Here is a 22575-nt window from a genome sequence, read left to right on the forward strand (position 1 = left end):
ATGGACCGCCGCATCTTCGGGCTGGAGAACGAGTACGGCGTCACCTGTACGTTCCGGGGGCAGCGCAGGCTCTCCCCGGACGAGGTGGCGCGGTACCTCTTCCGCCGAGTCGTTTCGTGGGGCCGAAGCAGCAATGTCTTCCTACGCAATGGGGCCCGGCTGTATCTGGACGTGGGCAGCCACCCCGAATACGCGACGCCCGAGTGCGACTCGGTGCCGGAACTTGTCGTGCACGACAAGGCCGGTGAGCGCATTCTCGAGGGTCTTCTCGTCGACGCCGAACGGCGGCTGCACGAAGAGGGCATCGCGGGTGACGTGTATCTCTTCAAGAACAACACCGATTCCGCCGGCAACTCCTACGGTTGCCACGAGAACTATTGTGTGGCGCGGCACGGGGAATTCTCCCGGCTCGCCGACGTGCTCATCCCGTTCCTGGTGACCCGTCAGATGTTGTGCGGCGCGGGCAAGGTGCTCCAGACGCCGCGCGGTGCGGTGTACTGCGTGAGTCAGCGCGCCGAACACATTTGGGAGGGCGTCAGTTCCGCCACGACCCGTTCCCGTCCGATAATCAACACGCGCGACGAACCGCATGCCGACGCCGAGCGCTATCGGCGGCTGCATGTGATCGTCGGCGACTCCAACATGGCCGAGCCCACCACGCTGCTCAAGGTCGGCTCGACCGACCTGGTGTTGCGGATGATCGAGGCCGGGATCGTCATGCGCGATCTGACCCTGGAGAACCCGATCCGGGCGATCCGCGAGGTCAGTCACGACATGACCGGCTCGCGCAAGGTGCGGCTGGCCAACGGCCGCGAGGCCAGCGCGTTGGACATCCAGCGCGAATACCTGACCAAGGCGCAGGAGTTCGCCGATCGCCGGGGCATCCGCACCGGCACGGTCGAGAAGGTGCTCGATCTGTGGGAGCGCACCCTCGAGGCGATCGACTCCGGCAATCTCGATCTGGTCGGGCGCGAGATCGACTGGGTGATCAAGTATCAGCTGATCGAGCGCTACCGGGCCAAGCACAACCTGCCCATGTCCTCGCCGCGGGTGGCGCAGATAGACCTCGCCTACCACGACATCCACCGGCGCCGAGGGCTCTACTACCTGATGGAGCGACGCGGACAGGTCGACCGGATCGGCAACGACCTGAAGATCTTCGAGGCGAAGTCGCTGCCGCCGCAAACCACTCGGGCGCGGCTGCGCGGTGAGTTCATCAAGAAGGCCCAGGAGCAGCGGCGCGACTTCACCGTCGACTGGGTGCACCTCAAGCTCAACGACCAGGCGCAGCGCACCGTGCTGTGCAAGGACCCCTTCCGGTCGGTGGACGACCGTGTGGAGAAGTTGATCGCCAGCATGTGAGCCGGGCGTCTCGACCCGCGCCGGCCGGCATGTGAGACGAGGCCGCCGCCCACCCCCTCCCGCGTCGGGAGCCGGGTGGGCGGCCGGCATGCTTGATCGATGGTCGATACACCTGCATGGGACATCGCTCCGCCCGTCTTCGAGCTCGACGGGGTGGATGTGTGGGCGCACGGGCCCGCCGGGCGCACCGACATGCTCGTCGGCGTGGACTGGACGGTCCGCGAGGGCGAGCGCTGGGCGCTGCTGGGGCACAACGGCGCGGGCAAGAGCACGATCCTGGCGTTGGCGGGCGCGTTGCGTTTTCCGGGCAACGGCGCGGTGACGGTGCTGGGCAAGCGGCTCGGCAAGGTCGACGTGCGCGAGGTCCGGGCGCAGGTGGGCGCGGTCAACGCGGCGCTGCGGGTGCCCGAATACCTGACGGTGACCGACTATGTGCTCACCGGCGCGAGCGGCACGGTGCAGCCGCTGTACGGCAAGTACGGGCCGGCCGAACACGCCCGGGCGGCGGAGTTGATCGCGCTGCTCGGCCTGGAGCGGTTGGCGCGGCGCGAGATCGCGGTGTGTTCGCAGGGCGAGCGCGGCCGGGCCCGGATCGCCCGGGCGTTGATGCCCGATCCGAGGCTGCTGCTGCTGGACGAGCCGGCCAACGCGCTGGATCTGCCCAGCCGTGAGGAGCTGCTCGAGGCGATCGACTCGCTGACGCGCGAATATCCGCGGTTGACCCTGGTGATCGTGACGCACCACCTGGAGGAGCTGCCCACCGCGGTGTCCCACGCGTTGTTGCTGCGGCGCGGCGCGACGGTGGCCGCGGGGCCGGTGCGCGAGGTGATGACCGACGCCAACCTCAGCGAGTGTTTCGGGATTCCGCTGACGGTGCGCGCCGAGGACGGGCGCTGGGCGGCGCGGCTGCGCCGGCCGGGGCGCGAAGTGGCCTGAACGCGATTGTCGTCTTCACGTCGCCCTCACATCGGGACCCCATAGAGTGTCCCGGTCCTTGTCCATCTCAGCAGAGGAACATCGTGCGCCGTCTCGCTGCGCTCCTTCTGGTCCCCGCACTGGCCTTCACCGCGGTCGCGTGTGGCGATGACGACGGAGGAAAAACCGTTACACCCATCGTGACCGGTGCCTTCGGGCAGAAGCCGGACATCAAGATCCCCAAGGGGAAGTCCGGCGACAAGACGACGACCAAGATTCTCATCGAGGGCACCGGCGATGTGATCAAGAAGGACGATTACGTCGTCGCGGACACCGTCGGCAAGAACTGGGACGGCACGGACGCGGGCAACTCGTACGACACCAAGACCCCCGAGGTCTTCCAGGCGGGCAGCGCTGAGCTCCTGAAGGAGATCGGTCAGGGGATAATCGGCAAGAAGGTCGGCACCCGGATGCTCGTGGTGGTCCCGGCCAAGGTCACCCAGGAAAAGCAGGCCGTCGTGCTGATGCTGGACCTGAAGTCGACCAAGACGATCGACACCAAGGCCGAGGCCAAGGGCGCCGCGGTGACCCCGCCGGCCGGTCTGCCGGTGGCGAAGGTCGAGTCGGGCAAGGCCGCGGAGATCTCCATCCCGCCGGGTACCGCCGCGCCGACCAAGCTGGTCGTGCAGCCGCTGATCGAGGGCACCGGCCCGGTGGTCCAAAAGGGCCAGACGCTGGTGGCTCAGTACACCGGCGCGCTCTTCGACAAGGGCACCAAGTTCGACTCGTCGTGGGACCACGGCGGCGCGACCGCGTTCAAGATCGGTGTCGGCCAGGTCGTGCCCGGGTGGGACGAGGGTCTGGTGGGCCAGAAGGTCGGCAGCCGCCTCCTGCTGGTGCTGCCCGCGGACAAGGGCTACGGCGCCGAGGCCAAGCCGACCATCCCGGCCAACTCGACGCTGGTGTTCGTCGTGGACATCGTCGACGCGCTGGGCGGTACGGCCGCCTGACGGCCGGTGTGGTGGTCGTACCGGGCGGGTCGCCCGGTACGTTTGGACGCGCATTCAGTACTCGAACGGATACGGATACCGCTGTGAGCGAGCTTACGAAGCCCGAGATCGACTTCCCCGAGGGCGGCGTGCCCGCCGACCTGGAGATCACCGAGATCTGGGAGGGCGACGGCGCGGAGGCCCGGGCGGGCCAGGACGTCAGCGTGCACTATGTCGGCGTGTCGTTCTCCTCCGGTGAGGAGTTCGACGCGTCCTGGAACCGGGGCCGGCCGCTGGACTTCCGGCTCGGGATCGGTCAGGTCATCGAGGGCTGGGACCGCGGCGTGCAGGGGATGAAGGTCGGGGGTCGGCGCAAGCTGGTCATTCCGGCGCACCTGGCGTACGGGGACCGCGGATCGCCGGGGGCGATCGCGCCCGGGGAGACGCTGATCTTCGTGGTGGACCTGTTGAACGTGCGCTAGTCGCTCGGCGACGGCCCCGGTTCGTGCACACGTTGTGCGGATCGGGGCCGTTTGCGTTCCCGGCCTGGCCGGCGGGTCCTCAAACGCCGGACGGGCTGGGATGGCCTGCCTGTGCTCGACGTGGCTGTTTGCTTGCCTGGCCGGCCTGCGGGTCCTCATGCGCCGGACGGGCTGGGAGTGGGCTTGCCTGTGCTCGTCGCCGGGCCGGAGGCGTTCCCGGCCGGCCTGCGGCCTGCTGTCCTCAAGCGTCGGACGGGCTGGGAGTGGCCTGCCTGTGCTGGACGTGGCTGTTTGCTTTCCTGGCCTGCCTGCGGGTCCTCATGCGCCGGACGGGCCGGGTGGTGTCGGCTTGCCTGTGCTCGTCGCCGGGCCGGAGGCGTTCCCAGCCGGCCTGCTGTCCTCAAGCGCCGGACGGGCTGGGAGTGGCCTGCCTGTGCTGGACGTGGCTGTTTGCTTTCCTGGCCTGCCCGCCGGTCCTCGTGCGCCGGACGGGTTGGGGGGCGGTCTGTTTGGCTGGGTTACGTGGGGAGTTGGGTTGCGGCCCAGTGGCCGGCTGCGGCTGCGGCCAGGAAGTAGGCGTGGTCGGCTTTCAGGTCGCGGCCCATCGTGGATAGGCGGGCCGGGCTGGTTTGTAGGGCTCCGTCCAGGCCTGTGGTGGGGTGGGTGTGGATGCGGTGGCGGGCTTGGAGGGGGGTGATGTCGGCTGCTACCTGTGTGGCCAGGGGTTCCGGGAGGACCGGGACGATCACGTCTGCCGGGGCCAGGGCTACTCGGCCGTATGCGGTGAGGCTGTGGTGGGAGACGCCGCGGTGGCGTTCGCGGCCGTCGGCGTCGGAGATGCGCAGGGACGCGACCGGGCGCCCGCCGAGTGTGGCGATCGCGTTGATCGCCTCGCCCGCCGCGACCCCGGAGAAGCCCCACCGGGTGCCGGTGCCCAGGTTGCCCGGGCCCTGCGCGACGATCGCCACGTCGGCGTGTTCGACATGGCGCGCGGCCAGCAGGCCGGTGTGCAGGGTGACTGCCTCCAGGTCGCCGCCGAGTGCCTGGCCGACGGTGATCGAGGCGGCCAGCCAGCCGTGTGTGCGCAGCGTGTCGACGGTCATCGAGAACCACAGCGGCAGCGTGCCGCCGTCGGTCATCACGTACACCACCCGCGCGTCCGGGCGCGCGGCGCGGATCCCGGCGCAGATCGCGGGCAGCGCCGAGTGCAGGTCGGCGACCACCACCGGCATGCCCTCGAGCGAGTCGGCCGCGCTCAGCGTGGCGTGGTGCGGCGAGTCCTGCTCGTCGACGCCGAGCACCACCGCCTGCATCGGGGTGTAGCGGGCCTTGACCACATGCCCCGGTCCGGGCGGCGGGTCCGCGGGCAGCCGTTCGGGCAGCGCCACCACCAGCGCGTAGCCGCCGGTGCCCAGGCCCATGTCCTGCGCGGTGGTGTTGAGCAGCACCGCGTCGCCGACCTCGGGGATACCGGTCAGGTGCGGGTAGGCGATCGCGCGCAACACGCGGGCGGGCTCGGGTTCGGGCACCGTCACCGTCACCTCCACGGCCCCGCGCCAGGCCCGTCGGATCGCCGTCACTTCGCCGCGTCGCCAGGTGATCACGGTCCGAGAGCCTAACGGCGCCGGCCTGCGACGGGCGAACTCGGGGGGCAGATCGGCGGGCGGGACCAACCCGCGCGCCGAACGCGGTACGGTCGGGGCTGCGCCGTGTGGGAGGGACTGGGATCTGATGGCGATTCCGAAGCAGGAGCGGTTGGTGAGTCTGGTCATGTGCCTGCTCGCCGCCCGTCGCTACGTCACCAAGGAAGAGTTGCGGCAGTCGATCGAGTCGTATCGACTGTGCACGTCCGACGAAGCCTTCGACCGCATGTTCGAGCGGGACAAGGACGACGTACGCGAGCTCGGCTTCATCGTCGAGACCGGTGCCAACGACCCCCTGATCGAGTCGGCCGACGGCTACCGCATCCGTCCCGAGGCGAACACGCTGCCCCCGGTGGAGCTGGACCCGGAGGAGGCCGCCGCGCTCGCCCTGGCCGCCGGCGCCTGGCAGCAGTCCGCGCTGGCCGGCGCCGCCACCGGCGCGTTGTACAAGCTCAAGGCCGCGGGCGTGGAGATCGACTCGGCCCCGCTGACCAGCGTCGAGCCGAGGGTCACCGCCCGTGAGCCGGCATTCGGTCCGCTCCTGGACGCGCTGCGTACCCGTCGGCCGATCCAGTTCGCCTACCGCCGCTCGGGCGCCGCGGAGGTCACCGCGCGGGTGGTCGAGCCGTGGGGGATGAGCTGCTGGCGCGGCCGCTGGTACCTGGTGGGCTTCGCCCGCGACCGGGGCGAGCAGCGGGTGTTCCGGCTGGACCGGATCGCCGACAAGCCCAAGCCGAAGCCGCTGAAGGAGCCGTTCTCGGCCGAGGTGCCTGCGAAAGTGGACGTGCGCGCCCAGGTCGCGCGCTTCGCCGGCGAGGGCGGCGAGGGCATCGCCCGGATCCGGGTGCGCACCGGCGCGGGGTTCCCGCTGCGGGCGCGCGCGAGCGCGGTGCGTCCGGCCGGCGAGGGCTGGGACGAGCTGGAGATGAGTCACGGACACGGGCTGCACCACTGGCTCGCCGAGTTCGGCCCCGACGTGGTCGTGCTGGAGCCGCCCCACCTGCGCGACGCCGTGGTCGCGCAACTGCGCGAGGCCGCCCACGGGGCGACGGGACAGGTGAAGGTCGGATGAGCAACGCGATCGACGACACCCGACGGCTGTTGTCCCTGGTGGCCTACCTGCGCGAGCGCCCGGGCACCCAACTCGACGACGTGGCGCGCGCCTTCGGCCTGCCGGTGACCCAGGTCGAGGCGGACCTGGGCACCCTGCACATGTGCGGCACCAGCTTCATGGCCGACGACCTCCTGGAGCCGCACGTCGACTTCGAGGGCCGGGTCTTCCTGGACAACGCCGACGCCCCGGTGCGCCCGGTGCGCCTGGCCCCGCACGAGGCGTTGGCGCTGCTCGTGGCGCTGCGCGCGCTGGCCGGGCTGTCCGGGCTGCGCGAGCGGGACAAGGTCGCGCTGGGCCGGGTGACCGCCAAGCTGGAGGACGCGGCCGGCGAGGCGGCGCGCGCCGCCGAGGGGGTGACCGTCGAGTTCGAGGGCGACGACGCGGCCCAGGAGTCGGCGTTCGCCACGATGGACCGCGCGGTGAGCGAGAAGCGCCGGTTGCGGCTGCGCTACTACGTGCCGCGCCGGGACGAGATCACCGAGCGCGAGGTGGACCCGATCCGGCTGGTCCTGGTCGACGGACACACCTACCTGGTGGCGTGGTGTCGCCAGGCCGAGGGGCGCCGGTTGTTCCGGCTCGACCGGGTCGCCGAGGCGGTGCTGCTGGACGAGGCGTCCGAGCCGCAGCCGATCGAACCGCTCGACCTGGCCGACGGCTTCGCGCCGACCGCCGCCGACGGCATCGAGGTGGTGCTCGAACTGGGGCCCGGCGGGCGCTGGGTCACCGAGTACTACCGCTACGACAAGGTCGAGGAGTTGGCCGACGGCGGTCTGCGGCTGACCCTGCGTACGCCCGACCCCGCCGGGATCCGGCGGCTGGCGCTGCGCCTGGGCGGACACGGCAGGGTGATCTCCCCGCCGGAGCTGGTCGACGACGTACGACGCACCGCCTCGGCCGCGCTCGCGGCCTACGCGGAATAGACCGAGCGGCCGGGCCCGCGGGCGACTGTCCAAAAACGGCACACGCCCCCGGATCCGGCCCGCCGGCACCTCCCGGTACCACCGACGACAACCTTCCCGACCTTGCGAGGAGGCCCACGGTGTCGACGTTCACGGCGCGCTGCCCGGTATGCGGACGGGTGGAGCTGACGGCGGATCAGCTACGGCTGGTGCTGCGACCGAACAAGTCCTTCTACCTCTTCCGCTGCCCCACCTGCGCGGACTCGGTGCGCCGCCCGGCCGGTGAGCGGATCGTCGAACTGCTCACCGACGGCGGGGTGTCGTCCATGCAGGTGGCACGCTGAGCGGGGCCTTCGCGGGCTGTTAGGGTCGCCGCATGTTGCCGTGGGTCCTGCTCTTCCTCGTGCTCGTGCTCGTCGGACTCGGCGTCCTCGCCTGGTTCGCCATGCGGTTGTTCGGTGACGTTCGCCGATTGGGCACAACCGTCGCCGACGCCGCCGACCGGTTGTCCCGGGCGGCGGCCGAGCTGGACGCGGCGGGCCGCCCCACGGCGCGAGACGACGTCGTACCGCACCCGCGGTCCGCGTCCGCGCACCGGTATTGATTCGCCCGCGTGACCCCTGGGGGTTACGCCCGGTGCAGTTGTTCGCCACCATTGCGTTGCACGTGCGTCATCCGCACCGGCGTACGATCGAACCCGTAACCCCCCGGCCCCGGCAATGAGGTACTGACTATGTTTGGCAAGCTCGGTTGGCCCGAGATCATCCTGATCCTGGTTGTCGTCGTGCTGTTGTTCGGCGCCAAGCGTCTGCCGGACACGGCGCGGGCGCTGGGTCGCTCGCTGCGCATCCTCAAGAGCGAGACCAAGGCGATGAAGGAGGACGGGGCGGCCGAGGCCCCCGCGTCCGACAAGAGTGCCAAGACCACCGAGGCGCCGCCGCGCACCATCTCGGCCGCTCCGGGCGACGTGAACGAGGCGCGGCCGGTCGGCGAGCCCGACCACAACCGTCGCTGAGTCCGTACGCCCTCTAGGAGTCGGCCCTCAAGGTGCTTGACAAGGCAGGGCGTGGACGAGAGTCCGGCCCGAAACAAAAGAAGATCAAGGACGCCGAGGGGCGCATGCCCCTGATGGAGCACCTGCGCGAATTGCGCAACCGGCTCGTCAAGGCGCTCCTGGCCATCATTGTCGTGACCATCGTCGCCGCGTTCTTCTACGAGGACATCGGCCGATTCCTGGTCCACCCCGTCTGCGACCTCAAGGACGTCAAGGGCACGGGTGTCACCAAGTGTGGTCAGGGCGTCCTGGTCCAGCAGGGCGTGCTCTCGCCGTTCTCGATGGCCCTGAAGATCTCGCTGGCCACCGGCATCATCGCGGCCTCTCCGATCTGGCTCTACCAGATGTGGGCCTTCCTGGCGCCGGGGCTGCACAAGCACGAGAAGAAGTACTCGCTGGCGTTCGTCGGCGTGGGTGTGCCGCTGTTCCTGGGCGGCGCCTACTTCTCGTACTGGATCCTGCCGCACGCCCTGCAGGTGCTCCTCGACTTCACGCTCGCGGACGCCAGCAACCAGATCCAACTGGACGACTACCTCAACTTCGTCATCCGCATGGTCGTGGTCTTCGGCATCGCGTGCGAATTGCCGCTCGTGCTGATCATGCTGAACATCGGCGGGGTCGTCACCGCGAAGCAACTCGCAAGTTGGTGGCGTTGGGTGGTGATGGGCATCTTCATCTTCGGCGCGGTGGCCACCCCCACCACGGACCCGCTGACGATGATCCTGCTGTCCATCCCAATCACGATCCTGTACGGGATCGCGCTGATCGTGGCCTGGATCAACGACCGCCGGCGCGGCAGGCGGCGCGAGGAGGCGTTCGGCGCCGACCTCGACGACGACGAGGCGTCGGTCTTGGACACCTCGGTGCGCCCGGTCGAGCGCCCGAGCGCCGTCGGCGAGGACCCGGACCCGGGCTCTGCCGCCAGGGTGGACGACATCACCTGAGGTCGGGTGGGCTACTCTCGCGCCTTGTGTCTCGGGAGATCGCAATATTCGTCAACCCCACCGCGGGCCGCGGGCGCGGCCTGAAGGCCGCGTCGCTCGCCGCCGACCTGCTGCGCGACCGGGGGCTGACGCCGCACCAGGTGTCCGCTCCCGGCGCCGCGGAGGGCATCGCCCGGCTGCGCTCGGTGGTGCGCACGGGTGTGGACGCGGTGGTCGCGGTCGGCGGCGACGGCACGGTCGCGGCCGCGCTCCAGGCGGTCGCCGGCACCCCGACGCCGCTGGGCGTGATACCGATCGGCTCCGGCAACGACTTCGCCCGCGCGCTGGACCTGCCGCTGGGCGACGTGGCCGCGGCGGCCCGCGTGGTGGCCGATCGGCACATCCGCCCGGTGGACCTGGGCCGGGTCGGCGAGCGCTGGTTCGGCACGATCCTGTGCACCGGCTTCGACTCGCGGGTCAACGAGCGGGCCAACCGGATGACCTGGGCGGGCGGGCGGACCCGCTACAACGCCGCGCTGCTGGGCGAACTCGGCGCGCTGAAGGCGATCGACTACGAGCTGGAACTGGACGGCAAGCCGTTCGAGGTCGAGGCGACGCTGATAGCGGTCGGAAACGGTCGCTCCTACGGCGGCGGCATGCGGATGTGCCCGGGCGCCGACCTCGCCGACGGGCTGTTCGACATAACGGTGGTGGCCGCCTGCGGGCGGGCCGAGCTGTTGCGGGTGTTCCCCAAGGTCTACGGCGGGCGGCACGTGAGCCACCCGCTGGTCACCGTGCACCGGGCCGCGACCGTGTCGCTGAGCGCGCGCGGGCTCAGCGGCTGGGCCGACGGGGAGCGCCTGGGCGCACTGCCGCTGACCGCGGACTGCGTCCCGGCCGCGGTCCGGGCGCTGGTCCCCGCGCCGCCCGGCTGAGGCGTACGGCGGTGCCCCCGGGCCGCCCGGCCGAGTCGGGCCGAGCAGGGCGGGGCGGACCGGTCGGGTGTGCCGCGGTCGTCTGTTCGACCCGTCGGTCGGCAAGATCGAAAAAAGGTGATCACAGCCGTCGGTCCCGGCCGGTAGTCTGCTTGACGAGATGCCTCTCGATCCCGCACGCGGCACGGACCGCGATACCCAGATGTCCCCGGCCGAGCGCTACGCGGCCGCCCGGCGCCGTGCCGCGGACGAACGCACGAGTCTGCACGCGTTCCGCGAGCAATACCCCTTCGGCCTCGACTCCTTCCAGGTCGAGGCCTGTCGCGCCCTGGAGGCCGGCAAGGGGGTCCTGGTCGCCGCGCCCACCGGTTCGGGCAAGACCGTGGTCGGCGAGTTCGCCGTGCACCTGGCCCTGGAACAGGGCCGCAAGTGCTTCTACACCACGCCGATCAAGGCGCTGTCGAACCAGAAGTTCACCGACTTCCAAAAGCTCTACGGCGCGGCCAACGTGGGCCTGCTCACCGGCGACAACTCGGTCAACTCCGACGCCCCGGTGATCGTGATGACCACCGAGGTCCTGCGCAACATGCTCTACGCGTCCTCGAACGCGCTCGCGGGCCTGGGCTACGTGGTCATGGACGAGGTGCACTACCTCTCCGACCGCTTCCGCGGCGCGGTGTGGGAGGAGGTGATCATCCATCTCCCCGAATCGGTCACCCTGGTCTCGCTCTCGGCGACGGTCAGCAACGCCGAGGAGTTCGGCGACTGGCTGGGCACCGTGCGCGGCGACACCGAGGTCGTGGTCTCCGAGCACCGTCCGGTGCCGCTGTGGCAGCACGTGATCGCGGGCAACCGCACCTACGACCTGTTCACCGACGAGAACCACACCGAGGTCAACCCCGAGCTGGTGCGCCTGGGGCGGATGGACAGCGAGCGGGCCGGGCGCCCGCAGGACCGCTACCGGCGCAACCGCGGCCAGGAGGCCCGGCCGGTGCGCAGCCGGATCTGGACGCCCAGCCGCGCCGAGGTGATCGACCGGCTCGACGCCGAGGGCCTGCTGCCCGCGATCACCTTCATCTTCAGCCGCAAGGGCTGCGAGGCCGCGGTCCAGCAGTGCCTGCACGCGGGCCTGCGGCTCAACGGCGACGCGGAGCGGGCCGAGGTGCGCACGATCGTCGAGGCGCGCACCACCGGCATCCCCGACGAGGACCGGCACGTCCTGGGCTACCACTCCTGGCTCGACGCGCTCCAGCGCGGCATCGCCGCACACCACGCGGGCATGTTGCCGACCTTCAAGGAGGTCGTCGAGGAGTTGTTCGTCAAGGGCCTGGTCAAGGCGGTCTTCGCGACCGAGACGCTGGCCCTGGGGATCAACATGCCCGCCCGCTCGGTGGTGCTGGAGAAGCTGGTCAAGTGGAACGGCGAGACGCACGCCGACCTGACCGCGGGCGAGTACACCCAGCTCACCGGCCGCGCCGGGCGACGCGGCATCGACATCGAGGGCCACGCGGTGGTGTTGTGGCACCAGGGCTTCGACGCGGCCCACTTGGCCGGCCTGGCGGGCACCCGCACGTATCCGCTGCGCTCCTCCTTCAAGCCGTCCTACAACATGGCGGTCAACCTGGTCGGCCAGGTCGGCCGGCACCGCTCGCGCGAGCTGTTGGAGACCTCGTTCGCGCAGTTCCAGGCCGACCGCTCGGTGGTCGGGCTGACCCGCCAGGTGCAGCGCAACGAGGAGGGGTTGGCCGGCTACCGCGAGGCGATGACCTGCCACCTCGGCGACTTCGCCGAATACGGGAGTCTGCGGCGCGCGCTCAAGGACCGCGAGACGGAACTGGCCCGCGAGGGCGCCGTCCAGCGCCGTGCCGCGGCCGCCGCGTCGCTGGAGAAGCTCAAGTCGGGCGACATCATCATGGTGCCCACCGGCAAGTACGCGGGCCTGGCCGTGGTCCTGGACCCCGGCACCGACCAGGGCCCGGAGGGTCCGCGCCCGTTCGTGCTCACCGTGGACCGCCAGGCCCGCCGGCTGGCCGGGATCGACTTCCCCGTGCCGGTCGAGGCGATCGACAGGCTGCGCATCCCGCGCTCGTTCAACGCGCGCAATCCGCAGTCCCGCCGCGACCTGGCGTCCTCGCTGCGCACCAGGGCCGGCCACGTGGACCATCCCCGGGGGCGCAAGCAGCGCTCGCCGGCGGCCGACGACGCCGAGCTGGCCCGGCTGCGCCGGGCGATCCGGCACCACCCGTGCCACGGCTGCGACGACCGCGAGGAGCACGCGCGCTGGGCCGAGCGCTATCACCGGCTGCTGCGGGACACGCAGGTGATCGAGAGCCGGATGAAGGGCCGCACGCACACCATCGCGCGCACCTTCGACCGGGTCTGCGCGATGCTCACCGACCTGGGATACCTGGCGGGCGACACGGTCACCGAGGACGGGCGCCGGCTGGCCCGGATCTACGCCGAGCTGGACCTGCTGACAGCGGAGTGCCTGCGCGAGGGACTGTGGGAGGACTTGTCCCCGGCCGAGCTGGCCGCGTGCGCGTCCGCGCTGGTGTACGAGTCGCGGCAGCCCGACGACGCGATGTCGCCGAAGGTGCCGGCCGGGACGACGACGTCGGCGCTGGTCGACATGGTCCGGCTGTGGGGCCATCTCGACGCGCTGGAGGGGCAGCACCACCTCGACTTCCTGCGCGAGCCGGACCTGGGCTTCGCCTGGACCGCGTACTCGTGGGCGTCGGGGATGAGCCTGGACGCGGTCCTCGGCGACGCCGACCTGCCGGCCGGCGACTTCGTCCGCTGGATCAAGCAACTGGTCGACGTGCTCGGCCAGATCGCCGCCGCCGCGCCCGACGACAGCAAGGTCGGCGGCACCGCCCGCAAGGCGATCGAGGGGCTGCGCCGCGGCGTGGTCGCCTACTCCTCGGTCGGCTGAGCGGGGCCGCCCCGCAGGACGCGCCGGATTGTGCCGATCCGCCGAGCGGCCACACGGCGAGTGGGTACGGTCGCGTACGGTGCGGGGCGGACGTGTTTCCCCAGCCCAGGAGGTCCCACCGTGCGGATCGACGAGTATCAGTCCCATGACGCCACCGGACTCGCGGGCCTGATCGCCCGCGGGGAGGTGAGCGCGGACGAGGTGCTCGACGTCGCCTTCGCCGCGATCAAGGAGCGCGAACCGGCCCTGGGCGCGGTGGTCGCGCTGTGCGAGGAGCAGGCCCGCTCCGCCGTCGCCGGCTTGTTGCCCGGCGTGTTGGCCGGGGTGCCGTACCTGATCAAGGACCTCGAGTGCGACGTGGCCGGCACGCCCACCACCAACGGCTCGCGCCTGTTCGCGGGCGCGCCGGCGAAGCGGGACAGCACCCTGGTCACCCGGCTGCGGGTGGCGGGCGTGCTGATCGTGGGCAAGACCAACACCCCCGAGTTCGGCCTGGGCACCACCACCGAGTCGGCCCTGTTCGGTCCCGCGCACAACCCCTGGCGGCTCGATCACAGCGCCGGCGGCTCCAGCGGCGGCTCGGCGGCGGCCGTCGCGGCGGGCATGGTGCCGGTCGCGCACGCCACCGACGGGGGCGGCTCGATTCGGATCCCGGCCTCGTGCTGCGGACTGTTCGGCCTCAAGCCGAGTCGGGGCCGGGTCACCGCCGGGCCCGACCGCGGCGAGTCGTGGGCCGGTCTCTCGGTGGCGCACGCGGTCACCCGCACGGTCCGCGACAGCGCGACGCTGCTCGATGTCACCGGCACCCCGGAGCCGGGCGACCCCTACCACGCGCCGCAGCCGGTGGGCCCGTACGCCGCCGAGGTGGGCGCGGACCCGGGGCGGTTGCGGATCGGGCTGATCCTGAACCCCGTGGACGCCGACGTGCTCGTGGACGCCGAGTGCACCCGGGCCGCGCAGGAGGCGGCGGCGCTGTGCGAGGCACTGGGGCACGACGTGGAGCCGGTCGCATGGCCGGACACGCTGACCCGGCCCGGCGAGGTGATCGCGCCGATCAGCGCCGCGCACATGGCGCGCATGGTGGACCTGCGACTGGCCGAGCTGGGGCGCGAGTTGCGCCCCGGCGACCTGGACGCGGCGACCGAGCTGATCGTGGAGAAGGGCCGGCGGCTGACGCTGGCGCGCTATCTGGCCGCGGTGGACACGATGCACACCATCGGGCGGGCGGTGACCCGGCTGACCGGGCGCTTCGACGTGCTGCTCACCCCGACGATGGCGGTGGTGCCGCCGAAGCTGGGCGAGTTGGACCCCAACCGCGATCCGCGGGCGGCGCTGGCGGGGATGCGCGGCATGGCGGCGTTCACCAGCCTGTTCAACGTCACCGGGCAGCCGGCCATGTCGGTGCCGCTGGGCAGTACGGCCGACGGGATGCCGGTGGGCGTGCAGTTCGCGGGCCGCTACGGCGACGAGACGACGCTGCTGCGCCTCGCCGGGCAGTTGGAGGCGGCGGCCCCGTGGGCGGGTACGGCGCGCCCTCCGCGCTAGCAGTCGGCGGCTCGGGGTGTGCGGCTCAGCGTCGGCACAGGGTGTAGTGCGAGCCGTTCTTGCCCTTGATCTCGGTGCACTCCGCGGTGGAGCCGGCCGGCATCAGCGGCGCGGCCAGGGCGCTGGGCACGGTGATGGTCGGGTTCTCGCACCACTTGCCGGCGCCGTTGTCGCACCGGAAGCCGATTTTGGCGTCGTCGACCCGGAACTCCTTGTTGTTGGCCACCAGCGTCGGTCCGGAGCGGGTGGGCTTGACGGTCGGGCTGGGCCGGTGGGCCGGTGGGCGGGTGGTGGGCGCCGGGCGCGGCGAGGCGGCCGGCGGGGTCGGCTCGGGTGACGCCACCTCGGCCGGCTTGGGCGGCGAGGGTTGCGGGGGCCGGGTCTCGGCGGGGGGTGGGGCGGGCGGCAGGGGGGCCGGCGCGGAAGCGGCGACCGGCGGGGACGGGTGTTTGGGTTTGGGTTTGTCGGTATCCACCAGGGCGAACGCGGCGACCGCGACGGCGACCACCACCCCGCCCGCGATCAGCGACGAGCGGCCGGCCGTCTGCCCACCCTGCGCCGTGCCCTTGACCGCGGCGGTGCCCACGCCCGCCCCCGCCGCCGCGCCGCCGGCCGCGGCGGCGCCCGCGGCCACGCCGCTCGCGACGCCGCCCGCACCGGTGGCGCCGACCGCCAGGCCGAGACCGCCGGCCACCGCCGCCCCCGCCGCGGCGGCGCCGGCGGCCACGGCGGTACCGCTGAGGAAGACCGGCGCGGTGATGCCGATCAGCGCGAGCGCGATCGGCCCGTACCGGTCGCGCACGTCGGCCATCTCCGCGTAGGTGTCGTGACACCTGCTGCACTTCTTCAGGTGTGCGTCGATGCTCTCCCGGCGCCGTTCCGAGTCCATGCGGTTGCGCAGGTGCCGGCCGTAGTGCCGGGTGAACTTCTTGCACTTCTCGTCGTCGACACCGCCGGTGGCGAACGCCACGAAGTAGTTGTCCTTGAGTTCCTGGCGGGCCCGCTCCAGGATCTTGCGCACGTTGTCCGGGTTCTCGCCGACCAACGGGGCGACCTGGACGGCCTGTTCGCCCTCGATGTCGACGTGCCAGAGCACCGTCCGGGAGCGCTCGGGCAACTCCTGGAACGCCTGGTACGCCAGTCGCGTGTCGTCGGCCCTCACCAGGGGATCCTGGTTCTCGCACGCCGATTCGAAGACGGCGAAGTCCTCGGTGAGCCATTCGCGCCGGTTGTTCCTGGTCCAGCTGATCGCTAGATGGCGCACGGTCGTGAGCAGGTAGGCCCGGAACGCCTCCCGGGGCCCGCCGCCCGCCCGCAGCGCCTCCAGGGTGGCCGCGAACGCGTCGGCGCACAGGTCGTCGGCGGCCTCGGGGGTGCGGGTGCAGGTGCGGGCGAAGGCGCGTACCGAGCGCACGTGTCGCTGGTACAGCAGACCGTAGGCGTTGCCGTCGCCGGCGCGTACCCGCTCGGCCAACTCCAGGTCCGTGGGCCCCTCGAACACGGGTACCGCCTCGTCGTCCCACGGTGGGCGCTCGGTGCCGTCGCCGCCCGATTCGGGCGTGAAGGGGTCGGTCGTTGCGGCGTGGGCCGACCCGGGCTGGGCCGGTTCGGCTGCGGCCGGCTCGGCGGGCCAGAGGTCGCCGTCGTACACCCGAGGGTGATGCACGCCGCGTTGACCGGGGACGAAGGGGGCGCCGGATCCGGTCGCCTCCGCGGCGCCGCCCATGTCGCCGCCGCTGGGGTCCGGGGTCGCCGAGTCGTCCTCGCGTGCCACCGTTTGCCCCCTTGTGCCCTTGCCGTGCCCGATCGGTCGCACAGCATCGTGACCATCCGGCCACGGTCTGTCCAGAAGCGATGGCCCTCGGCAAGGCACCCGGAGTGCGCTCCGGCGCAGGTGGTGCGGTACGGGCGCGGATGGTCGAGGTCCGCGCCCGTTTCGACAGTGGAACCGCGGCCGGGGTGACGCTGCGTCGTTCGGGTGACGAACGGGGGTGCGAAGTAGTGGTTCGTCACGGTGCTATCGACCCGTCGTGCCCGGCGCGGTGGTCACGCGCACGCTCGATCGGGGGATCCGCGGCGCGCCGCCGGGTGCTCCGCCGGGGCCGTCCAGCGGGTCGACGGGGGCGCGGCACAACCGGTCGAGCCGGTCGGGCAGTTCCGGGTCGTCGCCGTCGAGCAGGGCCATCAGCCGGCCGGGCGGCACCGCGTAGGCGAGGTCGCCCAGGGCCCGCTCCAGGTGGCGGGCGGTGAGCAGCAGGTGGCGCAGGTGCCCCCACAGCAGCGACTCGGGCACCTCCAGGCGCACCACGACGATGCGCACGTGTTCGCCGGCGGCGGTGCGCTCGACGAGGCGCTGCTGGAGGAGGGCGGCGGAGGGGAGTTCGGTGATCGGGTCGGTGCCGGGGGGCAGGGTGCCGGGCGGGTTGGCCCGGGCGCGGGTGCTCAGGTAGGCCTGGACGAGCGGGCCGGGGGCGCTGTGCGCGAGGGCGCACAGGAACAGCGCGTCCAGTTCGGCCAGGGCCACCTCCAGCGGGATCTCGGCGGCGGCCCGGTCCCGGGCCAGGGCCAGGCAGGCGGCGTGGTCCCGGCCGCCGCTGACGAAGGCGTCCAGGCACTGCTCGACGGCGTCGCTGTGCCAGGCGACCCGGGTGGGCCAACCGGCCCGCAGGGTCACCCGCTGCCACTCGCCGCGGAGCCAGTCGCGGTCGGGTTGGGCGGTGATCGGGGTGTCACACTCGGTACGCATGGCGGTCGAGAGCGGGCTTTGCGACGAACGTGACAAAGTTCGCCGAAGTTTTCTTGAATGTGACCCGGGTCACATTCACGCCCGTGCGCCCGGCGCGTTCCGGAGCGACCCTTTCGAGTGGCCGGCCGCCGTCCTCAGGTGGAGATTCCGGGCATCACCGGCGGGCGGCGAGCACGTCGAGCAGTCGGTGCACCGGCCCGGTCAGGCCCCACTGCCGGCGCAGCGCGTCCAGCGCCTGCGGATCGGCCGGTTCGGTGGGCAACGGCCGATCCCACTCGGCCGCCGGCGGCAGCGGTACGTCGCGCACCACGCGCACCACGCCCGGTGCCACGTCGAGGTAGTCGCTCGCCTCGACGATCCGCGCCCGCCGGGCCGGGGTGAGCCTGGCCCGGGGGTCGGCCGCCGCCCGGCGCACCCCCGCCAGGTCGCCGTATTCGACGATCAACTGGGCGGCGGTCTTGTCCCCGATGCCCTTGACCCCCGGCAGCCCGTCGCTGGCGTCGCCGCGCAGCGTGGCGAAGTCGGCGTAGGCCGACGCGGGTACGCCGTAGCGGGCCAGCACCGCCGCCTCGTCGATCACCTCGTGCGCGGCCACGCCCTTGACCGTGTAGAGCACCCGGACCGAGCGCGCGTCGTCGACGAGTTGGAACAGGTCCCGGTCGCCGGTGACGATGTCCACCGCCGTAGGCGCTCGGGTGGCCAGCGTGGCGATCACGTCGTCGGCCTCGAAGCCCGCTACCCCCACGCGCGGGATGCCCAGCGCGTCCAACGTCTGTTCGATCACCGGCACCTGCGGGCCGAGCGTGTCCGGGATCTCCTCCTCGTCGGGACCGATCTCCTCGGCGACCCGGTGCGCCTTGTAGGAGGGGATCGCGTCGACTCGGAACTGCGGCCGCCAGTCGGCGTCCATGCACGCGACCAGCCGGGTCGGCTCGCGGTCCTCGACCAGGCGGGTGATGAAGTCGAGCAGGCCGCGCACGGCGTTGACGGGCGTGCCGTCGGGTGCCTTGACGGATTCCGGGACGCCGAAGTAGGCGCGGAAGTACAGGGACGCGGTGTCGAGGAGCATCAGACGTTCGGTCACGAGCCCGATCATGCCGCACGGCACCGACGCGGGAGCCGACCTTCGCGCGGTCGTGCGGGTCGCGCCGGCCCGCCCGCCGGCGCCGGCGTCAGTCGGCGAACTCGTCCAGGACTTCCTGGAGGGTGTCGCGCACCCCGAGCACGTCGATCAGGCCGGTCATCCGCAGCGTCGCCCGCACGTTGCGGTCGGGCGCGGCCAGCCGCAGTTCGCCGGAGAACGCGTGCATCGACTTGAACGCGTCTATCAGCACACCCAGGCCGACCGAGTCGCAGAAGTTCAGCCCGGTGGCGTCCACCACCACCCGACGACACCCGCCGTCGATCAACTCGATCAGGGTGCGGTGCAACAACGGGGCGTTGTGCAGGTCCAGTTCGCCGGCCAGGTGGACGACCGCACAACCGCGCCAGATCGTCACCCCGGTGACGGGATGTTCCTGCCCGAGGGTGCCCAAGCGCGCGATCATGGCTGCGACCTTTCACCGGCCGGACGTACCGCCGCGCCGATACGGCGCCGGCAATGGGCATTGTGGGCCATCCGGAGTGGTGCCGGACAGCCCCTCAACGGGTCGTTTTTTGCGCGGTGGGCCGAACGAGAGGGTCTTGTCCGGGTAACGGCAGGTCGGTTCGGGTGCCGGGGCCGACACGAAGGGCCGCGGCGGGTCCGGGTTTCGGGTTCGCGGCCTACAGGAACGTGTGGCCCTCGCCCCGATACGTGGGCACCGTACGCACCACCCGGTCGCCCTCGACCAGATGCAGCGCGTCGAAACGTTCGCACAACTCGCCCGCCTTCGCGTGCCGGAACCACACCGAGTCGCCGATCCGCAGATCGTCGGCCGGCGCGCCGCGCAGCGGGGTCTGCACCTCGCCGGCGGCCTCTTGCGCGTGGTACGTCAGCCCCGCGGGCAGGTACGGCTGGGGCAGCCGGTCGGGCGCGGGCACGCCGGACGCGGGGTAGCCGCCGCCGAGCACGGTCACGCAACCGTGGCCGGGCCGGCGCACCACCGGCAGGGCGAACAGCGCGGCGGGCCGGCCCCGGAAGGCGCTGTAGTGGTCGAACAGCCGCGGCTGGAACAGCCCGGAGCCGGCCGCGACCTCGGTGATCGAGGTCTCCGCCACGGTGCGCTCCACGCTGCCGGTACCGCCGCCGTTGACGAACTCCAGCGGCGCGACCGCCCGCACCGCGCGCACGATGTCGGCCCGGCGCCGGCTCAGTTCGCCGCCCGAGCGCGCCTGCATCGCCCGTACCACCCGGCCGTACAGCGCGCGGCCTTCGGGCGCGTCGCCGACGCCCGCGATGTGCGCCTCGTAGGCCATCAGGCCGACCAGCCGAAAGCCCGGCCGCCGTACGACCGCCTCGGCGACCGCGGCCACCTGCTCCGGGGTGCGCAGCGGCGAGCGGTGCGCGCCGATGTGCACCCGGCCGCCGAGGAGTTGCCAGGAGGTGTCGATGTCCAGGCACACCCGCACCTCGGCCCGGGGCCGCACGTCGGCGAGCGCGCGCTCGATCAGGTCCAGCTGCGCCGGGTCGTCGATCATGACCGTCACCCGCGCGGCGGCCTCGGCGTCGGCGGCCAGCCGCCGATACGCCGCGCGGTCCGCGGAGGGGTAGGCCACCAGGATGTCGGTGACGCCCTCGGCCGCCAGCCACAGGCCCTCGGGCAGGGTGAAGGCCATCACGCCGCGGTAGCCGTCCATGGCCAGCACCTCGCGCAGCAGCGGCAGGCAGCGCACCGACTTGCTGGCCACCCGCACCGGCGTGCCGGCCGCGCGGCGCACCAGGTCGGCGGCGTTGGCCCGGAAGGCGTCCAGATCGACGATCGCGAAGGGGGCGTCCAGGTGCGCGGTGGCCCGGTCGTAGCGGGACCGGTCGGCGCTCGCCGTCGGCGTCGGGGCGGGAGCGGACACGGGGGGCGCGGCGGAGACCATGGCCGCAGCCTGCCAGATCGACGTACCGATCGGTAGCACTCGCGGGTAGGGCTCGTGGCCGGTGGTGGGCTCGTCGGGCGGCCCGGGTGCGTCTGCGCCGAGTCGCGCCGACGGGGCGTTGACGGTGCGTTAGCTTGATCGTATGAGTCACCCCGAGCGGGTGCGGGCGCTCGACCTGATCGACCGCGTCCTGGACCCGGGCAGCTTCCGGGCCTGGAACGACCCGCTGCCGACGCTCGCCGCCCCGGACCCGGACTACGCGGCCGAACTGGCGGCGGCCCGCGAGCGCACCGGCCTGGACGAGGCGCTGGTCACCGGCGAGGGCCGGATCCACGCGCGCCGGGTCGCGGTGGTGGCCTGCGAGTTCGACTTCCTGGCCGGCTCGATCGGCGTCGCGGGGGCGGAACGGCTCACCCTCGCGGTCGAGCGCGCCACCGCCGAGCGCCTGCCGCTGGTCGCCTCGCCCACCTCGGGCGGCACCCGCATGCAGGAGGGCACCGTCGCGTTCCTGCAGATGGTCAAGATCTCCGCGGCGGTGGCCGCGCATCGCGCCGCGGGTCTGCCGTACCTGGTCTATCTGCGCCACCCCACCACGGGCGGCGTGTTCGCGTCCTGGGGCTCGCTCGGCCACGTCACGGCCGCCCAGCCCGGCGCGCTGATCGGCTTCCTCGGGCCGCGGGTGTACCAGGCCCTGCACGATCGCCCGTTCCCCGACGGGGTCCAGGTCGCGGAGAACCTGTACGAGCACGGGCTGATCGACGCGGTGGTGCCGCCGGAGGAGCTGCGCCGGGTGGTGATCCGGGTCTTCGACGTGCTCGGCCCGGACGCCGCGCCGCCGGGGCCGCCCGTGCCGTCCGGGTCGGCCGTCCCGGACGCCGAGGTCGTCGCCGAACCGCTGCCGGACGTGCCGGCCTGGACGTCGGTGCGGCGCTCGCGCGATCCGCGCCGGCCGGGCCTGCGCACGCTGCTGCGACACGGCGCGCGCTCGGTCACCCCGCTGCGCGGGACGGGGGAGGGGGAGAGCGAACCGGCGCTGCGCCTGGTGCTGGCCCGGTTCGGGGTCGGGGCCGGCCCCGGGGCGCCGTGTGTGGTGCTGGGCCAGGACCGCACCCGGCAGAGCGAGCACGGCCCGTTCGGCCCGGCGGGGCTGCGCCAGGCCCGACGCGGAATGCGGCTCGCGGCCGAGTTGGGGCTGCCGCTGGTGACCGTGGTGGACACCGCCGGTGCGGCGCTGTCCCCGGAGGCGGAGGAGGGCGGGCTGGCCGGGGAGATCGCCCGGTGCCTGGCCGAGCTGGTGCTGTTGCCCGCGCCGACGGTGTGCCTGCTGCTGGGCCAGGGCTCCGGCGGCGGCGCCCTCGCACTGCTGCCGGCCGACCGGGTCGTCTGCGCCCAACACGGCTGGCTGTCGCCGCTGCCCCCCGAGGGCGCGTCGGCGATCCTGTACCGCACCACGGATCGCGCCCCCGAAATCGCCGACCGCCAGGGCATCCGAGCCGCCGACCTGCACCACAGCGCCATCGTCGACCGAGTGGTCCCCGAACACCCGGACGCGGCCACCGAACCCGTGGCGTTCGTACAACGGGTCGCCGAAACCCTCCGCGAGGAACTCGACACTTTGCGAACCATGGACACCCCGACCCGATTGGCGAGGAGACGATCGCGCTATCGACGATTGGGCCTCTGACGACACGACCACGGGGGTGGGACGGGGCCGGCGCGGGCACCGACCTCGACGCGGCGCACACCGGAACCGCTTCCGGTCGCGACTCTGACGTGCACCGAAGGCGCAGCCGGGCACTCAGTCGGCGCATCAGCGCCCACGACCCGGGCTGCCGGCCCATCCGGTGGGCGCACCCGGTAGCGCGTGAGCCCCCCCCCGCGACTCGGGCTGCCTCGCCCATCCGGTGCGCACACTCCTGTGGCGCGTGAGCCCCCCGCGACTCGGCCGCCCTACACGCGACGCGCACCCCCGTTGGCGCGTCAGCGCCCACTACTCGGGCCGCCCGCGTGATCGACGCGCGCAGCGC

The 22575-nt window shown here is 72.5% G+C and carries 20 protein-coding genes; 14 read left to right on the forward strand and 6 right to left on the reverse strand.

Annotated elements, in window-relative coordinates; genetic code table 11:
- The 4 genes from pafA (at nucleotide 1) to ACH4XV_RS04385 (ending at nucleotide 3748) form a co-directional block, all read left to right on the forward strand.
- Nucleotides 1-1362 (forward strand): Pup--protein ligase, encoded by a 1362-nt coding sequence (gene pafA, locus ACH4XV_RS04370; RefSeq protein ID WP_078978599.1) that lies wholly within the window; start codon nucleotides 1-3, stop codon nucleotides 1360-1362.
- A gap of 99 nt (nucleotides 1363-1461) precedes the next feature.
- Entirely contained in the window at nucleotides 1462-2298 is an 837-nt protein-coding gene (locus tag ACH4XV_RS04375; RefSeq protein ID WP_246126500.1) for an ABC transporter ATP-binding protein, read from the forward strand.
- A gap of 179 nt (nucleotides 2299-2477) precedes the next feature.
- Nucleotides 2478-3287: an FKBP-type peptidyl-prolyl cis-trans isomerase gene (locus ACH4XV_RS04380; protein WP_395786737.1), complete on the forward strand. Its 810-nt coding sequence runs from the start codon at nucleotides 2478-2480 to the stop codon at nucleotides 3285-3287.
- An 83-nt stretch (nucleotides 3288-3370) separates the two neighbouring features.
- Nucleotides 3371-3748 carry an FKBP-type peptidyl-prolyl cis-trans isomerase gene (locus tag ACH4XV_RS04385; RefSeq protein ID WP_395786738.1) on the forward strand — a complete coding sequence of 126 codons (378 nt, stop codon included), beginning with the start codon at nucleotides 3371-3373 and terminating at the stop codon, nucleotides 3746-3748.
- A gap of 518 nt (nucleotides 3749-4266) precedes the next feature.
- On the opposite strand, the gene ACH4XV_RS04390 is transcribed toward ACH4XV_RS04385, so the two are convergent.
- Complete coding sequence (locus ACH4XV_RS04390; RefSeq protein ID WP_395786739.1) at nucleotides 4267-5352, reverse strand: DUF3866 family protein; 1086 nt, start codon at nucleotides 5350-5352, stop codon at nucleotides 4267-4269.
- A 127-nt stretch (nucleotides 5353-5479) separates the two neighbouring features.
- On the opposite strand from ACH4XV_RS04390, the gene ACH4XV_RS04395 reads away from it, so the two are divergent.
- From ACH4XV_RS04395 to ACH4XV_RS04435, 9 genes are all read left to right on the forward strand, one after another.
- Nucleotides 5480-6463, forward strand: a complete 984-nt coding sequence (locus tag ACH4XV_RS04395) for a helix-turn-helix transcriptional regulator (RefSeq protein WP_395786740.1) — start codon at nucleotides 5480-5482, stop codon at nucleotides 6461-6463.
- Entirely contained in the window at nucleotides 6460-7425 is a 966-nt protein-coding gene (locus ACH4XV_RS04400) for a YafY family protein (protein WP_126636044.1), read from the forward strand. Before ACH4XV_RS04395 ends, ACH4XV_RS04400 begins: the two co-directional genes overlap by 4 nt.
- Nucleotides 7426-7544: 119 nt before the next feature.
- The gene (locus ACH4XV_RS04405) at nucleotides 7545-7748 is read left to right on the forward strand and encodes a hypothetical protein (protein WP_078978606.1); all 204 of its coding nucleotides are present in this window, start codon (nucleotides 7545-7547) and stop codon (nucleotides 7746-7748) included.
- A gap of 32 nt (nucleotides 7749-7780) precedes the next feature.
- A complete protein-coding gene (locus tag ACH4XV_RS04410) occupies nucleotides 7781-8008 on the forward strand; it encodes a hypothetical protein (RefSeq protein WP_395786741.1) in 228 nt (75 codons plus the stop codon).
- A 129-nt stretch (nucleotides 8009-8137) separates the two neighbouring features.
- Entirely contained in the window at nucleotides 8138-8419 is a 282-nt protein-coding gene (gene tatA, locus ACH4XV_RS04415; RefSeq protein WP_078978608.1) for a Sec-independent protein translocase subunit TatA, read from the forward strand.
- A gap of 104 nt (nucleotides 8420-8523) precedes the next feature.
- Nucleotides 8524-9402 carry a twin-arginine translocase subunit TatC gene (gene tatC / locus ACH4XV_RS04420; RefSeq protein WP_395786742.1) on the forward strand — a complete coding sequence of 293 codons (879 nt, stop codon included), beginning with the start codon at nucleotides 8524-8526 and terminating at the stop codon, nucleotides 9400-9402.
- Nucleotides 9403-9428: 26 nt separating this feature from the next.
- Nucleotides 9429-10316, forward strand: a complete 888-nt coding sequence (locus tag ACH4XV_RS04425) for a YegS/Rv2252/BmrU family lipid kinase (RefSeq protein WP_395786743.1) — start codon at nucleotides 9429-9431, stop codon at nucleotides 10314-10316.
- A gap of 202 nt (nucleotides 10317-10518) precedes the next feature.
- Nucleotides 10519-13248 carry a DEAD/DEAH box helicase gene (locus tag ACH4XV_RS04430; RefSeq protein ID WP_395787055.1) on the forward strand — a complete coding sequence of 910 codons (2730 nt, stop codon included), beginning with the start codon at nucleotides 10519-10521 and terminating at the stop codon, nucleotides 13246-13248.
- Nucleotides 13249-13368: 120 nt separating this feature from the next.
- Complete coding sequence (locus tag ACH4XV_RS04435; protein ID WP_395786744.1) at nucleotides 13369-14793, forward strand: amidase; 1425 nt, start codon at nucleotides 13369-13371, stop codon at nucleotides 14791-14793.
- 25 nt (nucleotides 14794-14818) lie between these two features.
- On the opposite strand, the gene ACH4XV_RS04440 is transcribed toward ACH4XV_RS04435, so the two are convergent.
- The 5 genes from ACH4XV_RS04440 to ACH4XV_RS04460 all read right to left on the reverse strand — a co-directional run bounded on the left by ACH4XV_RS04440 (nucleotide 14819) and on the right by ACH4XV_RS04460 (nucleotide 20548).
- Complete coding sequence (locus ACH4XV_RS04440; protein WP_395786745.1) at nucleotides 14819-16567, reverse strand: RNA polymerase sigma factor; 1749 nt, start codon at nucleotides 16565-16567, stop codon at nucleotides 14819-14821.
- 243 nt (nucleotides 16568-16810) lie between these two features.
- Nucleotides 16811-17539 carry a hypothetical protein gene (locus ACH4XV_RS04445; RefSeq protein ID WP_395786746.1) on the reverse strand — a complete coding sequence of 243 codons (729 nt, stop codon included), beginning with the start codon at nucleotides 17537-17539 and terminating at the stop codon, nucleotides 16811-16813.
- A 154-nt stretch (nucleotides 17540-17693) separates the two neighbouring features.
- Nucleotides 17694-18635: a 5'-3' exonuclease H3TH domain-containing protein gene (locus ACH4XV_RS04450; RefSeq protein WP_395786747.1), complete on the reverse strand. Its 942-nt coding sequence runs from the start codon at nucleotides 18633-18635 to the stop codon at nucleotides 17694-17696.
- Nucleotides 18636-18711: 76 nt separating this feature from the next.
- Entirely contained in the window at nucleotides 18712-19086 is a 375-nt protein-coding gene (locus tag ACH4XV_RS04455) for an STAS domain-containing protein (protein WP_020552020.1), read from the reverse strand.
- A gap of 217 nt (nucleotides 19087-19303) precedes the next feature.
- Nucleotides 19304-20548: an amino acid deaminase/aldolase gene (locus ACH4XV_RS04460; RefSeq protein ID WP_395786748.1), complete on the reverse strand. Its 1245-nt coding sequence runs from the start codon at nucleotides 20546-20548 to the stop codon at nucleotides 19304-19306.
- 142 nt (nucleotides 20549-20690) lie between these two features.
- Between ACH4XV_RS04460 and ACH4XV_RS04465 the strand changes: the two genes are divergently transcribed.
- Complete coding sequence (locus ACH4XV_RS04465) at nucleotides 20691-22232, forward strand: carboxyl transferase domain-containing protein (RefSeq protein ID WP_395786749.1); 1542 nt, start codon at nucleotides 20691-20693, stop codon at nucleotides 22230-22232.
- Nucleotides 22233-22575 lie beyond the last annotated feature (343 nt).

The organism is Embleya sp. NPDC020630, from assembly GCF_044334985.1.
In the GTDB taxonomy this organism is placed as follows: domain Bacteria; phylum Actinomycetota; class Actinomycetes; order Streptomycetales; family Streptomycetaceae; genus Embleya.

Excerpts from the sequence above, each read along its gene's own strand:
- tatC (WP_395786742.1), top strand. The coding sequence starts at position 8,524 with ATGCCCCTGATGGAGCACCTGCGCGAATTGCGCAACCGGCTCGTCAAG.
- ACH4XV_RS04460 (WP_395786748.1), bottom strand. The coding sequence starts at position 20,548 with ATGGTCTCCGCCGCGCCCCCCGTGTCCGCTCCCGCCCCGACGCCGACG.
- ACH4XV_RS04400 (WP_126636044.1), top strand. The coding sequence starts at position 6,460 with ATGAGCAACGCGATCGACGACACCCGACGGCTGTTGTCCCTGGTGGCC.
- ACH4XV_RS04465 (WP_395786749.1), top strand. The coding sequence starts at position 20,691 with ATGAGTCACCCCGAGCGGGTGCGGGCGCTCGACCTGATCGACCGCGTC.
- pafA (WP_078978599.1), top strand. The coding sequence starts at position 1 with ATGGACCGCCGCATCTTCGGGCTGGAGAACGAGTACGGCGTCACCTGT.
- ACH4XV_RS04445 (WP_395786746.1), bottom strand. The coding sequence starts at position 17,539 with ATGCGTACCGAGTGTGACACCCCGATCACCGCCCAACCCGACCGCGAC.
- ACH4XV_RS04410 (WP_395786741.1), top strand. The coding sequence starts at position 7,781 with ATGTTGCCGTGGGTCCTGCTCTTCCTCGTGCTCGTGCTCGTCGGACTC.
- ACH4XV_RS04395 (WP_395786740.1), top strand. The coding sequence starts at position 5,480 with ATGGCGATTCCGAAGCAGGAGCGGTTGGTGAGTCTGGTCATGTGCCTG.
- ACH4XV_RS04450 (WP_395786747.1), bottom strand. The coding sequence starts at position 18,635 with ATGATCGGGCTCGTGACCGAACGTCTGATGCTCCTCGACACCGCGTCC.
- tatA (WP_078978608.1), top strand. The coding sequence starts at position 8,138 with ATGTTTGGCAAGCTCGGTTGGCCCGAGATCATCCTGATCCTGGTTGTC.
- ACH4XV_RS04455 (WP_020552020.1), bottom strand. The coding sequence starts at position 19,086 with ATGATCGCGCGCTTGGGCACCCTCGGGCAGGAACATCCCGTCACCGGG.
- ACH4XV_RS04430 (WP_395787055.1), top strand. The coding sequence starts at position 10,519 with ATGTCCCCGGCCGAGCGCTACGCGGCCGCCCGGCGCCGTGCCGCGGAC.
- ACH4XV_RS04375 (WP_246126500.1), top strand. The coding sequence starts at position 1,462 with ATGGTCGATACACCTGCATGGGACATCGCTCCGCCCGTCTTCGAGCTC.